Below are 14940 nucleotides of genomic sequence, written 5' to 3'. Positions count from 1 at the left end.
GTTCGCCGTTTTGCCACTGCAAACCGCCGATTGTACATCGCTGGGAGCGCGGTTTCAGCGCTATTTTTGACCAGCCACTCCCATCTGCAGCAACGGCCTGCTGCCACTGCCGCCCAATACTCCGTATCGGATACGAAACAGGTCAGATCTTTTCGTCGATGGCGATATCGACGGGCTTGCCCCAGTCGCTGCGAGGCAATGACTTGACCTGCCCCTGCCAGTCGCCCGGTGCCGGCCGCGCGTTGCCGCTCACAGCCAGGCGCGCCACCAGCTCCACTTCGTCCACAGACTTGAGGCTGCGGCTCGGCATCATGGCCCGGGACTCGTCCAACACCACCTCTACCGGCAGGTCTGCCGCCGTCAGGCGGACGATTGCCAGGGGCATCGGGCTTTCCGCCGTGCGCGCATAGATAAACACTGGGGTTTCCGGCGCAGCGCTGGCCGCATCCGAGAGGGTAACCTTGACCCGGATACTGTTCTCGCCGGCAGCGCTGTCGGCAACCTCCGCCGCCTCTGCGACGCCCGACTTGGCAGTGGTAGCCGCACCATTAACATCTCCCCCGGCCTTGGCCAATGCGGCTTCTGCCCTGGCAACACCGGCGGCCAGCGCCTGGTAGGCATTGGATCCGGGAGTCATCTGAACCAGCGCCTGCTGCCAGTAGGATCGGGCCTCACCGAACTGCTTTTCTTCGAAGGCGGCAATACCCGCGAGTCCCAGCGCCGTGGTATTGCCGGGCTGGGCCTCCAGAACTTTGGCGACCTCGGCGCTGACCTCCGGGGTCATGCGGGAGCCATTGGCAAAAAACAGTGCCTGCGCAAGCTCCGCCCGGATCGCGACAGCACCGGGCTCGTGGGCCACGATATAACGGTACTGGGTAACCGCTCCCTGCAGGTCATTACTGACCAGCAGGCGCTGCGCCAACACATAGCGCCCCGTGAGATCCTCCGGATGAGACTCGGCCCGCTCCCGCAGGCGCTGGGTGATACGGGCCTCACTGTCCATGTCAGCCTGGCCGGACTGACTGGCCACAATATCCCGGTACAGCGCCAGGTCATCGTGCGCGCCCCAGCTGAGATAGAGCCCTACCGCACAGAAAGGCACCGCAAAGACCAGTGCGAACAGCAATCCCCGCCCGCCCAGGTTCGCCTCCGCAAGCTGGAACGCCGGCCCCTCTTCCTTCAAAAACTTTCGCGCCAGTTCCGCGTGCATCGAACGGTACTGAGCTTCATCAATCGCGCCACTGGCCAGGGACTGCTCCAGCTCAGCCACATGCTCGCGAAACAGCGCTTTCTGGGCCGCTTCGGCACCTGCAGTTTCCGCACCTACAGCGCCGGAAATCTTCCTGCGCCGACGTAAAACCGGCCAGGCGATAAAGGCCGCGAGCGGCAGCACGAGCAGCGCAAGCAATATCCACAATTCCGTCATTTCTCTTGCTCCTGCGCACTTTCCCCAAGCAACCGGGCCAGCCGTTGCTGCTCTTCGGCGCTCAACTCTTCTATTTCAGTGTCCTGACGGTTGCCGCGACCATTCCGCGAACGCACCACAATCGTCACCAGGGTCAGCAACCCCAGCGCGGCAAAAATCCCCGGCGCCAGCCACAAAGCCAGGGTGTTGCGCTGCAGAGGTGGCCGGTAGAGCACAAAGTCACCGTAGCGGGCGACCATGTAATCGTTGATCTCCTGATCACTGAACCCTTCTTCCAGCAACCGCCGGATCTCCCGCCGCAAATCCGAAGCCACCATGGAATCGGAGCCCGCGAGGTTCTGGTTCTGACACTTGGGACAGCGCATCTCCTCAATCAGAATCTGGTAGCGAGCCTGCAGCTCTTTGCTGGATAGCGGCTCAACTTCCACGGATGCCTGTACCAGCGTTGCGAACAGCAGGGTCAGCATGGCGATGAAGGGCGTTTTCAAGCGTCTGGTCAGCACAGGAGTTCTCCGGCGAAATGTCGGCGGATTATAGCAGTGCCAATGACTCGGGACACAGCGCCAGAAAGCCAATGCCGCCACCCAAACCAGACTTAACTCTTTGAAAGACAAAAAAAATTTCCAACAGGCGTTGACGCCCGAAAAAAAATCATTACTATACGCAGCTCCTGACGCGGGGTGGTTAGCTCAGTTGGTAGAGCGGCGCCCTTACAAGGCGTAGGTCACAGGTTCGACCCCTGTACCACCCACCAATCCCTTTCATCTGCCTGGCAGAGTTTTCAAAGGGTAGTCGGGAATGCGGACCGGTAGTTCAGTTGGTTAGAATGCCGGCCTGTCACGCCGGAGGTCGCGGGTTCGAGTCCCGTCCGGTCCGCCACATACGAAAAAGGCTCACACGAAAGTGTGGGCCTTTTTCGTATGTGGTAGATCGGCGTGCGAGAACCCAAGTTCGATCAAATTGCGCCAGCAATTTAAGACGCCGCCAGGCGCCCGAAGGGTGAGCAGCGCAGCTGCGAATCAGTCCCGTCCGAAAACAAAAAGACACACGAAAGTGTGGCCCCTCTTCGTATATGGCTGATCGGCGTGCGAGAACCCAAGTTCGATCAAACTGCGCCAGCAATTTAAGACGCCGCCAGGCGCCCGCAGGGTGAGCAGCGCAGCGGCGAATCAGTCCCGTCCGAAAACAAAAAGGCACGCGATGCGCGTGCCCTTCCGCTTACCCCTTGGGAGAATCACCCCTCACCAAAGACCTGCCCGATCAGCACACTACCCCGTGCAACGGGATCCCTGCGGATCAACGTCTCTTCCTCACCAATGCGCCCAAACAGTGTCGTCATACTGCTATCAATTACATGACGCTCCAGATCGACACTCGGCTTGTTCGCAATCGGCAGTTTTTCATAAACCGCCAGCATGCTTTTGTATTGGTCGTAAAACCCGGTCTTGCGCAGGTTTGCCTCAACAATGGGCTGATAGCGCATCCGCAAGGCGCTCTCGGTCTGCCCACGGAAATAATCAGTGGCCGCAGTGTCCCCGCCGCGAACGATACCCAGGGCATCGCGAACCGACATACTGGCGATTGCCTGTTTGAATACCGGCGCAGCCTCCGCTACCGCCTGCTCCGCACCGCGATTCATCGCCGTTTCCAGCTGATCCACGTAGCTGCCAAATCCAAACTGGCGCAGACTGTCAGCGACCGGCCGCGCCGCTGCGGGTAATTGCAGCCGGAATGCACCCACCTGAGACAATCCAGTTGCGGCCCTGTCGGTACTGACATTCAACGTCTCACGAATGGCCCCCGCCATTTTCGAGTCCGTGTCATAACCGGCGTTTTTCGCGATCTGATTCCCTACATCAATCCAGGGAGAAACGGCTTCCATATTCTGACAGCCCGTCACCGCCAACACCCCAGCAATTAGCACATATCGCCTCACAGAAATTCCCCCATTCGGATTCAGAAAAGCGCATGCTACCCCAAATCCCCCGATTCCATGGTGACGCGTTTCCACTCTCCGACATCGCTCCAAAAATGACCAAAGATCATTGGATACAGCCATTCAAAAATTTTTTAAAAAAAATCGTTGCAACTCCGAAAACAATCATTACTATACGCAGCTCCTGACGCGGGGTGGTTAGCTCAGTTGGTAGAGCGGCGCCCTTACAAGGCGTAGGTCACAGGTTCGACCCCTGTACCACCCACCAATCCCTTTCATCTGCCTGGCAGAGTTTTCAAAGGGTAGTCAGGAATGCGGACCGGTAGTTCAGTTGGTTAGAATGCCGGCCTGTCACGCCGGAGGTCGCGGGTTCGAGTCCCGTCCGGTCCGCCACATACGAAAGAGGCTCACACGAAAGTGTGGGCCTTTTTCGTATGTGGTAGATCGGCGTGCGAGAACCCAAGTTCGATCAAATTGCGCCAGCAATTTAAGACGCCGCCAGGCGCCCGAAAGGTGAGAGGTACCGACACCGGACACAGCCCGGCACCGGCACCCTCCGAATCAAACTTCAACCACCCTCACAACTCATCCAAAAATGCCCGGTGCTCCGTAGAAAATTCAAAATTATTGAATTTGTCCCAGTTGATAGACCAGGTCATTAATCCCCTCAACCCTGTCCAACCGGTTTCGGTGTGCGGCGTGTACGTCGTACACCCTTGCAACTTCACCAGACAATTCAACGCCGCATGCACTTCACTGACGGAGGTAAAACCACCACCGGCATTCACATTCGCTGGCAAGCCAATTAACACCTGATCCTGCCGCAAGGGCGGGAAGTAGTAATCAGGGTTACCGCCCACGTTAAAGCCCGTTAAAACCATATCCGCCATGGCGATATGGAAATCCGCAACGCCCATGGTGTGATACTGATCATCGAGGCCGATGATGGCGCCGGAGTTGTAGTGCTGTACCTGCAACCAATCCAGGTCATCGCGCATCGCATGGATCACCGGCAGGTAAGCGCCCGCGCGACGATCGCAACCGGAGCAGGATCCACCGTAAAAGCTGTACCCCAGCTGCACGAAGAAAGTCTCAGGGGCCATGGTAAGCATGAAACTTTCACCGTAATGCGCCTTGAGTGCTTTCAGGGCATCGATCAGGTTGACGATCACCGGGGTGGTGGGATTGCGGAAATCCACATCGCCCGCATTCAGCTCCAGCGAGTGCCCCTCAAAATCCACATCCAAACCATCAAAGCCATAGCGGTCGATAATCTCGATCATGGAGCTGACGAAGTTATCGCGCGCCTGAGTGCTCTCAAGACGCACCTGGCCATTGGCGCCGCCGATACTGATAATTATTTTTTTGCCCGCGGCCTGCTTGGCCTGAATCCCGTCAATAAAATCCTGCTCGTTAAATAATGGGTCCAGCACGAAACCGATTTCACCAGCAGCCGAACCGGTTGGCTCGGCAAACGATACATTGATCGTATCAAACGCGTCGGATACATCGGCAATTGGAATCACGCCCGAGCCATTGTCAAAATTGTGCCAGTACCCGGAAATTATCCGGCTGCTGTTGCTGCCGCTCGAACCGCCACTGGATGAGCTGCTTGAGCCACCGGAACTGCCACTGCCGGAAGACGAGCCACCCGAGGAACTCGATGAGCTGTCACAGCTCCGCACCTCTGTCCATGCGTGATCCCAGTAGGAACCCACACCCGGTTCATAAGCCCAGGCGGAGGCTGACGAACACCAGCCGGCGATATCACACCGATACTCGTACCCGACGTTCTGCACCAGTTCGCCCGCCGCATAAGCCGTACCGGCCACATATTCTGGCGAGGCACACACCTCACCACCAGAGGATCCACCGGAGGAACCGCTCGAAGACGATGAAGAGGAGGTAGAACCGGATGATGATCCTGAAGAAGACGATGATGCGCCCGATGATGAACTCGAGGACGAACCGCCGGAGGAACTACTGCCATCACACTGGCCCAGCGCCGTCCACTCCTGCCAGTCGCCGGAAAACTGGGCAGGGTTGTTTCCCTGGCTCCACCAATTTGCCTTGTAGGCCGTACCCTCGTATTGCACCAGGGCTCCGCCATTGTAAGTGGCCGCACTTTCCCATTCGGAAAGACCACTGCAGTCATAAGCGGACACCGACGATGCGCCGAATATCAACAGGGCTGCAGTAATCCACCGCGAAACATTCGATGAAAAACCAGTTTGCATAGCAACTCCATTATTTTTATTGGTAATTGGATAAATAGGTCGTGGTGGAGGAATCAAGCCAGCCGCGTATTTCAGGTTGCGCGGCTGGCTTGATTACATCCGTTCGCGGTTTCCGCCTACTTCAGCGGAGCAATCAGGGCCTCACACTCCGCGGCCGTGATATTGCGCCCACAGACCGGAATCTGGCTTGCGGGATCGCCATCCGAGCTGCCGCTCACCAGGCTGTTGCCGAGTACATGGTTAACGGTATTCAGGTTGTAGCCGTTATCCTGCTCAGCCATCCAGAAGAAGATCCCGGCAAGGCCGTTATCTTTTGCATACTGTGCCTTGAGGGCTACAGTGCGCGGGGTTTCAACGGAAATAAACGCACCGACGGTGTCATTGAAGATATAATCCGCATTGGCTTCTTTATCGGTGTACAGCCAGTAGCCGTTGCGTGGATTGATATTGCGATCGAGATAATTCTGGTAAAGATCGTAACCTTCGATAACGCCCGCTTCCCAGGAGCCGAGCCCGGCAATACCCAGGATCAGATTGGCACCACTCCAGTTACCATCGCCGTAACTGGTTGAGCCCGTAAGACCATAAGTGAACTCAAGGATGTCATCCGTGCCGGTCGCCTTGGATCGATGATAATTGGCGGCGCCAATCATCAATTTGTTGGCGGGCACACCGAGACTTTGCAGATAGGTCAGTGTCCAGTCTGCGGAAGTGCCCGCGGACGAGCCCACGGCATTGGGGTTGTTGTAGAGCGGCGTGTGATGGGAGATTTCACGCTCCCACGCACCAGTGAGGTCGTAAGTCATCGCATACAGGCGATCCATGTACGGGTGCACCTGGGACCAGTCGATACGCTCAAGGCGACCAAGGCCCGCAGGGATGGCCGAAGACAGGCGATACGGCTTGCCGGTCTTTTCGCTCAGCCAGTCCAGGCCGGCGCGCAACTCCCGGATCAGCAGCGCATAGTTTTCACCGTCGTCCTCCCGCGCCATTCCGGCGACTGCGCCATCACTGCCCGGGTATTCCCAGTCGATATCGACACCGTCGAAATCGAAACGCTCGAGGAAGTGCACTACGGAGTCCACAAAGGCCTTGCGGCGCGCGGTGTCGTGGGCCATCCACGGGAAGCCTTCCGAGAGCGTCCAGCCGCCAATGGACAGGTCAAGCTTCAGTTGTGGATTTTGCCGGCGCAGCTGATACAACACACCGAACACACCGCCGACTTTGTCTTTGTCCAGCTCATACATACTCTCGGTGCCGACCACACCTTTGGGCGCAACGCCCACATCCCGCAGGAACGCTGCCTCGAAATCCGCAACCGCCATGGCGCCGTCCGGCAAATTGCTCTGATTACAGGTGCGCATGACCGCAGCAGGTGCCGTTGTTGGGAAACCGCCGTCCTGTTCGTTCTTGGCATCCGGGTAGCAAATCCCGGCAAAACCGTACACGATGCGATTGAGGTTGGAAGCCGCCAGTTTGGTGAAATCGTAACGCCGGCCGTAGATCGCCCAATCGCCGATGTAAGTCACGATTTCGGTGCCGGCAGTAAGGTCGTAGGTATTGTGCTGAAGCGGCAGGCTGCCAGGCACCAGTTTGGAACCGCGCGCGCCGTTATCCACGTCAAGACCACCGTGGTCACCGCCATTGTCAGTCGCGGGATCCACGCCACCCTTTGTACCGCTGAGCGTAGATTGTGTATTCGCAATGCGCGCGGCACCAACAGTACCGGTGGGATTCACCAGCCCCGCATCCAGGTTGCCCGCCACCGGTTGCGCTTCGCCATAGTCGATATCATTGGGAATCGGCACCGGGCACAGGGCGTCATCCGGATAGCCGGCGACTTCCCATTGCCCAGGATAAGTGGTGTTGTCCGGAGTAATGGAGTGGGTATCCACCAATGCCCGGTAAGCTATGCCCTGATAAGCCACGATGCTGCCAGCTGTATAGAGCGTGCCGGTCTTCCACTCGGGCGCACAGAAGAACTCATCCGGCACCGTGCCTCCTCCGCCGCTGCTGCCGCCACTGCTGCTGCCGCCGGCACAGGCTTCCGCCGTAGTTGCAGCCCAGGCATGCTCCCATGCCCAACCGACTCCCGGTTCGTACGCGCTGTTCCCCGAAGAACACCAGCCCCCTACCGAGCAGGCGTAATAGCCGCTGGCATTGCTTACCACATCGCCAGCGTTGTAACTGGATCCAGCCACATAAGCCGGACAGCTATCACCACCGGAAGACCCGCCCGAGCTACTGGAACTTCCGCCACCACCAGATCCCGAGCTACTCGTACTGCCGCCACTGGAGCCACTGCTGGATCCGCCACTGGAACTGCTACTCGAACTGGAAACTTCGCAGGTTCCGAGATCGCTCCACGCATTGGCCCAGGCCCAGCCGGTGCCGGGTGCATAAGGTCCACCCTGTGAGCACCAGCCACCCACATCGCAGCGATAGGCATTGCCTCCGCTCTGAACTGTGGCACCCGAGCCGTAGCTGGCACCCTCTTCATACTCCGCGACATTGCTGCAGTCGTAGGCTGCGACGCCGACGCTACCCAGCAAACTGAACAACATAGACACAATTTTTATTTTTGTTTTCATAGAGTCTTCTTCTCCCAGTCGAAGATTCGGAAGTTTGGGAACAGGCGTTGAACCTGTTTTGAAGGCACATCTACAACCGCACCGGGGGCATAAGACGGAGAAACGAAACGGCATGACCAGCAAGAAAATCAGCCGTGCCGGCAGAACCGCTCAGCCCTCGGGCGATCGGCTCACAACCGGAGCTTCGGCAGCAAACAGGAAAGGAGCTGCCAAAGCGACCGCTGCGAGAATGAAGCAGGGAATCTCGTTAGCGGGAAGTACGCCCTGCCGCGGTGTTGCGGCTGCTCGCAGCAACTGCATTGGCCGCAAGGGCCGGATGCTGCGTATCGACACCACCCCTTTTAGGAATGAATTTTGAACAGTGCGCTTTACGGCTTTTGGCCGACAGCGCTGTCAAGCTAGTTGGCGACTGACAGCGGTGTCAAACCAGCCGTCGCCTGCCGCGCCAGGGAAGCGGGAAACTGTCGGCTGAGTGGCAAATAAGTGTTTGGGGGAGAAATTTTGCGCCGCCCCTATTGCGGGCAGACCTCAAATCCTTCAGGAAGGAGCTTGGACTGGAGCTGAGTCCACTCAGTTTCCGGCAACTCGATATCAATGCGCACCTTGTCGCTGTAATCGACGCCGCTGCAGACCCCCTGGTGCTGTGTAACCAGGAAACGCAGGCGCGATTCGCCGGCAAAATCACAGGCGATACGGCAATGAACCAGGGGCACGTGCGGGCGCAACTCAGACCGCTGTAACGCCGCACCAACCGCACCGCGGTAGGCACGCATCAACCCACCCACACCCAACTTGGTGCCGCCAAAGTAGCGAGTGACAATCGCACCCACGTTGCCGATCTCCTGCTTCAACAGCAGTTCGAGCATAGGTCGGCCAGCACTGCCACCCGGCTCTCCATCATCGTCTGCCTGCATGACATCCGGGTTACTCGGGCTGCCAATTACCAGCGCCGTGCAATGATGAGAAGCATCCGGGTACTGGGCACGGGCGGCCTCCAGCTGATGCAAAAAAGCCGTCTTATCCGTTACTGGCCCCAGCCAGCAGATAAAACGGCTCTTTTTTTCTTCCGTTTCAGTGACAACGGGCGAGCAGGGAATCTGGTAGCTCACCAGAAAATTCGTCCCAGGATTGAGTTTGTAAACGCTCGTACAACGGCTGCAATTTGGTTTGCCAGATGCGGTCATCCACAACACCGACGTGTTTACACCGAATGGTGCCACCGGCGTCCACCAGGAAGGTTTCCGGTGCACCAAACACACCGAGATCCAGGGCCAGGCGTCCCTCCACATCCGCTACCGAGAAAACGTAGGGATCGTGGAATTTTTCCAGCCATTTCTGCGCCGCGTCATTGTCATCCTTGAGATTGATACCGATGATCGGCACGCCCTCTTCCGCCAGCTTGTTCAGGTACGGATGTTCCACTCGGCAGGAAACACACCAGGTAGCCCATACGTTGAGCAGCAGTGGTTTCTTTGGCAAATCCGATTTCTGCAGTTCTCGATTGGCCTCCACGTCCAGCAGGGCAAACTCCGGTACAGGCTTGTTCAGCAGTGCCGACGGCATCTCCTGCGGGTTCAGCGACAGCCCGCGCCAGAACAGCAGGGCAAGCGCGGCAAAAATAATCAGGGGCAGGAAGAGTTTCAGGCGACCCATAGTTTCCGTATTTCCTTGTCACGCATACTCAGACTGCAGCTGGCGATTGACCGCCGGCTACCGAACCCGCGGATTGGCTGGCTCGCGTGGCGGTGACTTTGCGGTAGCGCTTGTCGGCCACGGCAATGCCTCCACCCAGTGCCATCAGTGCAGCACCCAGCCAGATCCACACAACAAACGCCTTGTATTGCAGGCGTACAGCCCAATCGCCGGAAAGGTTGCTCTTGTCCATGGGCTCACCCAGGGCCACGTAGAGATCCCGGAAAAGACTGGTATCGATCGCCGCCTCGGTCATAGTGTTGCCACCGGAGAGGTAATTGCGTTTCTGGGGATGAAGCTCAGCCACTACCTGCCCGCCTTCACGCACCGACAGTACGCCCTCGGAGGCACGATAGTTGGGACCACGCACCTGGCGCACGCCCTCAAAGGTAAACTCATACCCCGCCATCTCAGCACTCTGGCCAGGCGACATGCGCAGGTCCTTTTCGATGCTGTAGACCGTAGTCAGGGCGACGCCGAGCACAGAGAGTGCCAGGCCGATATGCCCCAGATGCATGCCATAAAAACTGGCACGCTGGCGTTTCAATCCAGCCCACAGGGTTTCGGCGTTGCGGGATTTGGCGAGGATATCCGCCGCACTCGCCGCGATCACCCACAGCCCGGCAAACACCGCCAGCATTGCCCCCCAGTGGAACTCCCCGGCCAGCAGGGTCACTACCGGCGCGCCAATCAGCGCAACCGCCGCCGGTGCGCCCCAGGCGCGCAGCAGCTTTTGTACCTTGCTGTCTTTCCAGTTGGCGTGAATGCCGAGCCCGAGCAAGACACACAGCACCAGCATCAGTGGCACAAAAAACATATTGAAGAACGGCGGCCCCACGCTGATCTTGCCCCAGTTCAGCGCATCGGCCAGCAGCGGGTACAGGGTGCCGGTCAGCACCACCGCCATAATCAGCACCAACAGCACGTTGTTGCTAAGTAGGAAAGTTTCCCGCGCCCGGAACGAAAACACGCTGCCGGCACTCACCGCTGGCGCGCGTAACGCGAACAGCAACAGCGAAGCACCCACCACTATGGCCAGGAAGGCGAGAATAAATCCGCCGCGCAGGGGATCCGTCGCGAACGCATGCACTGAAGTCAGCACGCCGGAACGCACCAGGAAGGTGCCCAACAGGCTCAGGCTGAACGCGAAGATGGAAAGCAGGATAGTCCAGCTGCGGAACAGGCCCCGCTTTTCAGTAACCGCGAGGGAGTGCAACAGTGCGGTACCCACCAGCCACGGCATGAAAGAGGCATTTTCAACCGGATCCCAGAACCACCAGCCACCCCAGCCCAGCTCGTAGTAAGCCCACCAGCTGCCCAGCGCAATGCCCAGTGTCAGGAAGGACCAGGCCACAGCGGTCCAGGGGCGTGCCCAGCGGGCCCAGGTACTGTCCAGGCGACCTTCCAGCAAGGCAGCGATGGCGAAGGCAAACGCCACTGAGAAACCCACGTACCCCATATACAGAAGTGGCGGGTGAATGATCATACCCGGATCCTGCAACAGCGGATTCAGGTCGCCCCCATCGTTGGGCGGGAACGGCAGGATACGGTCGAACGGGTTTGATGTGAGCAGGATGAACAGGAAGAAGCCAACCATCAGCATCCCGAGTACCGCCAGCACGCGCGCGACGAGCACAGCGGGCAGCTGGCGACTGAACAGCGCCACCGCCGCAGCCCAACCCGACAGCATCAGGAGCCATAACAATATCGACCCCTCATGACCACCCCACACAGCCGTGATCTTGTACATCATCGGCAGGATGCTGTTGGAGTTCTGCGCCACATACGCCACGGTGAAATCGCTGTTGACGAAGGCAACGGTCAGGCAGATGTACGCCAGTATCGTAAACGCCAGCACACCCAGGGCCAGCGGGCGACCGGTATCCATCCAGAGAACCCGGCCCGTGTAGGTGCCAAGCAGCGGCACCACTGCCAGCACCACTGACAGCAGCAAACCAACAATCAGGGCAAAGTGGCCCAGCTCAGGACTCATATCTTGGCATCTCCGCTGCAGCTCGCCTGGTTCTGCATAGTCTCGGCCACCTCGGGCGGTGTATAGGATTCATCGTGCTTGGCCAGAACCTGGTCCGCACGCACATACCCGTCTTTTTGCAGCTTGCCGGTTACCACCGCAGCTTCACCCTCCGCGAACAGGTCTGGCAGGATTTTGTCGAAGACCACCTCCAGCTCCGCATTGCCGTCGGTCAGCGCGAAACGGACATCAAGGGAGTCCTTGTCTCGCACGACGCTGCCCGGAACCACACAACCGCCGGCGCGAATGCGTTTCTCGAATGGGACTTCACCCGCGACAAACGCGCTGGGTGCATAAAAGTAGTCCATATTCGAGCGCATGGCGTAAGTCACAAAACCCGCAGCAGCGCTGGAAAGCACCACCAGCAGGATCACCAGAATCAGACGTTGTTTTCGGGCTGGATGCATGTTGGTCCGGGGTCTATCTAAGGGTTACTAAATCTGGAAATTGGATGCGGGGCACAGCACTCAGGCCTCTGCCCGCCCCAGGCTAATTGGGTTTCCGCCGTCTGCGGCCAGGGGCGCTACTTGACCGCTTCGGCTTCACCGCCGGCCCGCGCAGCGACCTGCGGCTTCGCGGCACGACGGCGGGCCTCCTCAAGCCGCAACTGGCGGGAGAACTCACGAGCCATCCGGCGCTGGCGCAGCGCAGGCGTCACCGCGAGGGCAACCAGTACCGCAGCCGCAACAAAGTAAGCCGCCCATACGTAGGGGCCGTGGCCATTCATGGCGAAAAATGCGGAGAGACTGTCAAACTGAAACTGCATGATTGTTCCTCGCTCAATGCGCGCGACTGGCGGCCGCTGATGACGATCCCATCAGCTCCCGAACCCACTGGGTGCGCCACTCTCTCTGCAATATCAACGTGCGGGTGTGCAGGGTAAGCACCCAGGCATAAAAGAGGTAAAAACCGGCGATCATGGTGATCAACGGGTAAAACATGCTGGGGTCGATCGTGCTGGATTGCGTCAGCTTGAGGGTCGCCGGCTGATGCAGGGTGAACCACCAGTCAACCGACTTGTAGATGATCGGGATGTTGACGGTTCCGACCAGCGCCAGCAGCGCACTGGCCTTGTCGGCTGTCTGCTCGCGGCTAAACGCGCCAGAGAGTGCCATGACACCCAAATAGAGGAAAAACAGGATCAACATGGAGGTGATCCGGGCATCCCAGACCCAGTAGGTTCCCCAGGTCGGCTTGCCCCACACGGCACCAGTGAACAGCGCGATGAAGGTCAGCGCCGCGCCGATGGGAGCCGCCGCGCGCATGACCACGAACGACAGCTTCATCTTCCATATGAGGCCAATGGCGCCGCAAATCGCCATGATGTAGTACCCGGCCAGGGCGAGAAAGGCCGCGGGCACGTGGATATAGATGATCCGGTAACTGTTGCCCTGTTTCGCGTCTTCGGGCGCAAAACCAAGACCCCATACACAGCCCACCAGCAACAGCAAAAGGCCGGCGCCGCCCAACCACGGAAGCCAGGCGCTGGTCTTTTGATAAAACCAGCGCGGAGATCCCAGTCTGTGAAACCATTGCCAGGCCAATGTCATGACTCCTGTTGCGCCGCGAACCGCTGCGGCAAACGGGTAATGGGAAGTTACCTGCAAATATCCCGATTTAGTGATCCAGGCTGATCCGCACGGCCCCAGCCGCAGCAAGGGGCGCCAGCGCCAGCGCTGCAGCGAGAATCGCCGCCAACACGGCCAATTGGGCACTGTAACTGTACCCATCCAGCGCAGCCTGCACCGTTCCGGTGCCGAAGATTAACACGGGTACATAGAGCGGCATAATTATCAACGCCAGCAGCAGCCCCGGACGACGCAGGGCAACGGTCAGTGCGGCACCGACTGCACCGATCAGACTCAGACTGGCCGTTCCCAATAACAGTGAAATCACCAACGGCAGATAGCCCGCGCCGGAAAGGTTCAACATCATCCCGAGCATAGGCGACAACACCGCAAGTGGCAGGCCGGTCACCAGCCAGTGCACCGCGACCTTTGCCAGCACGGCAAAATAGAGCGGCTGTGGTTGCAGTGAAAGCTGCTCGAGAGACCCGTCTTCAAAATCCCCACGGAACAGTGACTCCTGGGACAGCAACGTCGCCAGCAATGCCATGACCCAGATCAGCCCGGGCGCCATGCGCGAGAGCATCTCCGGATCCGGCCCAATGCCCAGCGGCATCATCGCCAGCACCGTCACAAAGAACAGCAGCGGGTTTACGATATCGGATCGACTGCGCAGCGCCAGCAGCAGCTCAGTGCGCAACAGCGTATAAAAACCGGGGCCAGTGGCAGTGTCCAACCTGTTGACTCCCATACCGCGCTCATCACCGGCAACTGCAGATTCAGTCGGCACTGTGCGACTCCTGTGACGCCGAGAGTTCGCCCGCAGGAACATAAGAAACCTGATAATCGGCGAGATCCACGTGCTGCAGGGGGTTCAGGTTTACCGGTTGGTGCGAGGTCAGCAATACGCTGCCACCCGCCGTCAGGTGCTCGGACATGCGCTTTTCCAGGCTCGCCACCCCGCGTACATCCAGCGCCGCCAATGGCTCGTCCAGAATCCACAGCACCGGCGCCGAAGGCAAAAACAACCGCGCCAGTGCGACCCGGCGCCCCTGGCCTGCGGACAACTGCTGGCAGAGCACATCCTCAAAGCCGTAAAGATCCACCGCCGCCAACGCCGCAAATGCATCAGCGCGAGTGGCACCGTACCATGCGAGATTTTCCAGTGGTGTCAGCCCGCGGCGGACACCAGCCTTGTGACCAATATAGAGCAGGGATTGGCGCATTCGGGAAAGGGCTGAGGGAAAAGGCGTGCCGCACCAGTGGATTTCACCACTGAAATCGTCGGCACTGCCAACCAGGGTACGGATGAGAGTGCTTTTACCGGCGCCATTGGCACCGAGAATCTGCACCGCGGTGCCCGGCTCGAGGGAAAAACTGAGACCGGAAAACAACGGGCGACCGTCTCTTTCACAAGAGAGGTTCCGCACTTCCAGCGATCCCGGGAGGTTCGAGGCCATG

The 14940-nt window shown here is 58.9% G+C and carries 13 protein-coding genes and 4 tRNA genes; 4 read left to right on the top strand and 13 right to left on the bottom strand.

Translation table 11 applies throughout. The features are described from left to right. Nucleotides 1-142: 142 nt before the first annotated feature. Nucleotides 143-1426, bottom strand: coding sequence for a c-type cytochrome biogenesis protein CcmI (gene ccmI / locus ACNKU7_RS13000; protein WP_418297415.1), 1284 nt, complete (start codon nt 1424-1426; stop codon nt 143-145). Then, nucleotides 1423-1929, bottom strand: a complete 507-nt coding sequence (locus tag ACNKU7_RS12995) for a cytochrome c-type biogenesis protein (RefSeq protein ID WP_418297414.1) — start codon at nt 1927-1929, stop codon at nt 1423-1425. The genes ccmI and ACNKU7_RS12995 overlap by 4 nt, the downstream gene beginning before the upstream one ends. A gap of 175 nt (nt 1930-2104) precedes the next feature. Here ACNKU7_RS12995 and ACNKU7_RS12990 point away from each other — a divergent pair. Beyond that, nucleotides 2105-2180, top strand: a tRNA-Val gene (locus ACNKU7_RS12990). Nucleotides 2181-2228: 48 nt separating this feature from the next. Then, nucleotides 2229-2305 (top strand) — tRNA-Asp (locus ACNKU7_RS12985). Between the two features lie 355 nt (nt 2306-2660). Here the strand turns inward: ACNKU7_RS12985 and ACNKU7_RS12980 are convergent. After that, a complete protein-coding gene (locus ACNKU7_RS12980; RefSeq protein WP_418297413.1) occupies nt 2661-3308 on the bottom strand; it encodes a DUF4197 domain-containing protein in 648 nt (215 codons plus the stop codon). Nucleotides 3309-3554: 246 nt separating this feature from the next. Here ACNKU7_RS12980 and ACNKU7_RS12975 point away from each other — a divergent pair. Beyond that, nucleotides 3555-3630: transfer RNA gene (locus ACNKU7_RS12975), tRNA-Val, on the top strand. A 48-nt stretch (nt 3631-3678) separates the two neighbouring features. Next, a tRNA-Asp gene (locus ACNKU7_RS12970) sits at nt 3679-3755 on the top strand. 185 nt (nt 3756-3940) lie between these two features. Here the strand turns inward: ACNKU7_RS12970 and ACNKU7_RS12965 are convergent. The 10 genes from ACNKU7_RS12965 to ccmA form a co-directional block, all read right to left on the bottom strand. After that, nucleotides 3941-5599, bottom strand: a complete 1659-nt coding sequence (locus tag ACNKU7_RS12965) for a glycosyl hydrolase family 18 protein (RefSeq protein WP_418297412.1) — start codon at nt 5597-5599, stop codon at nt 3941-3943. 116 nt (nt 5600-5715) lie between these two features. Beyond that, the gene (locus ACNKU7_RS12960) at nt 5716-8190 is read right to left on the bottom strand and encodes a glycosyl hydrolase family 18 protein (protein WP_418297411.1); all 2475 of its coding nucleotides are present in this window, start codon (nt 8188-8190) and stop codon (nt 5716-5718) included. A gap of 512 nt (nt 8191-8702) precedes the next feature. Continuing rightward, nucleotides 8703-9299 (bottom strand): IMPACT family protein, encoded by a 597-nt coding sequence (locus ACNKU7_RS12955; RefSeq protein WP_418297410.1) that lies wholly within the window; start codon nt 9297-9299, stop codon nt 8703-8705. Next, nucleotides 9262-9843 (bottom strand): DsbE family thiol:disulfide interchange protein, encoded by a 582-nt coding sequence (locus tag ACNKU7_RS12950; protein ID WP_418297409.1) that lies wholly within the window; start codon nt 9841-9843, stop codon nt 9262-9264. Before ACNKU7_RS12950 ends, ACNKU7_RS12955 begins: the two co-directional genes overlap by 38 nt. Nucleotides 9844-9871: 28 nt before the next feature. Beyond that, nucleotides 9872-11875 (bottom strand): heme lyase CcmF/NrfE family subunit, encoded by a 2004-nt coding sequence (locus ACNKU7_RS12945; RefSeq protein ID WP_418297408.1) that lies wholly within the window; start codon nt 11873-11875, stop codon nt 9872-9874. Next, on the bottom strand, nt 11872-12321 hold the full coding sequence (gene ccmE / locus ACNKU7_RS12940; RefSeq protein ID WP_418297407.1) for a cytochrome c maturation protein CcmE: 450 nt from the start codon (nt 12319-12321) through the stop codon (nt 11872-11874). The genes ACNKU7_RS12945 and ccmE overlap by 4 nt, the downstream gene beginning before the upstream one ends. Nucleotides 12322-12437: 116 nt before the next feature. Continuing rightward, nucleotides 12438-12680: a heme exporter protein CcmD gene (gene ccmD, locus ACNKU7_RS12935; RefSeq protein WP_418297406.1), complete on the bottom strand. Its 243-nt coding sequence runs from the start codon at nt 12678-12680 to the stop codon at nt 12438-12440. A 13-nt stretch (nt 12681-12693) separates the two neighbouring features. Further along, nucleotides 12694-13458, bottom strand: coding sequence for a heme ABC transporter permease (locus ACNKU7_RS12930; RefSeq protein WP_418297453.1), 765 nt, complete (start codon nt 13456-13458; stop codon nt 12694-12696). Nucleotides 13459-13531: 73 nt separating this feature from the next. Then, nucleotides 13532-14230, bottom strand: a complete 699-nt coding sequence (ccmB, locus tag ACNKU7_RS12925) for a heme exporter protein CcmB (RefSeq protein ID WP_418297452.1) — start codon at nt 14228-14230, stop codon at nt 13532-13534. 28 nt (nt 14231-14258) lie between these two features. Beyond that, nucleotides 14259-14939 (bottom strand): cytochrome c biogenesis heme-transporting ATPase CcmA, encoded by a 681-nt coding sequence (ccmA, locus tag ACNKU7_RS12920; RefSeq protein ID WP_418297405.1) that lies wholly within the window; start codon nt 14937-14939, stop codon nt 14259-14261. Between the last annotated feature and the right edge of the window lies 1 nt (nt 14940).

It is taken from the genome of Microbulbifer weihaiensis (assembly GCF_048323715.1).
Taxonomy (GTDB): domain Bacteria; phylum Pseudomonadota; class Gammaproteobacteria; order Pseudomonadales; family Cellvibrionaceae; genus Microbulbifer.
The sequence above is the reverse complement of the archived record's forward strand: the minus strand, read 5'-3'. Positions and strand labels throughout refer to the sequence as shown.

Excerpts from the sequence above, each read along its gene's own strand:
- ccmI (WP_418297415.1), bottom strand. The coding sequence starts at position 1,426 with ATGACGGAATTGTGGATATTGCTTGCGCTGCTCGTGCTGCCGCTCGCG.
- ACNKU7_RS12980 (WP_418297413.1), bottom strand. The coding sequence starts at position 3,308 with ATGGAAGCCGTTTCTCCCTGGATTGATGTAGGGAATCAGATCGCGAAA.
- ACNKU7_RS12965 (WP_418297412.1), bottom strand. The coding sequence starts at position 5,599 with ATGCAAACTGGTTTTTCATCGAATGTTTCGCGGTGGATTACTGCAGCC.
- ACNKU7_RS12960 (WP_418297411.1), bottom strand. The coding sequence starts at position 8,190 with ATGAAAACAAAAATAAAAATTGTGTCTATGTTGTTCAGTTTGCTGGGT.
- ACNKU7_RS12950 (WP_418297409.1), bottom strand. The coding sequence starts at position 9,843 with ATGGGTCGCCTGAAACTCTTCCTGCCCCTGATTATTTTTGCCGCGCTT.
- ACNKU7_RS12945 (WP_418297408.1), bottom strand. The coding sequence starts at position 11,875 with ATGAGTCCTGAGCTGGGCCACTTTGCCCTGATTGTTGGTTTGCTGCTG.
- ccmE (WP_418297407.1), bottom strand. The coding sequence starts at position 12,321 with ATGCATCCAGCCCGAAAACAACGTCTGATTCTGGTGATCCTGCTGGTG.
- ccmD (WP_418297406.1), bottom strand. The coding sequence starts at position 12,680 with ATGCAGTTTCAGTTTGACAGTCTCTCCGCATTTTTCGCCATGAATGGC.
- ccmB (WP_418297452.1), bottom strand. The coding sequence starts at position 14,230 with ATGGGAGTCAACAGGTTGGACACTGCCACTGGCCCCGGTTTTTATACG.
- ccmA (WP_418297405.1), bottom strand. The coding sequence starts at position 14,939 with ATGGCCTCGAACCTCCCGGGATCGCTGGAAGTGCGGAACCTCTCTTGT.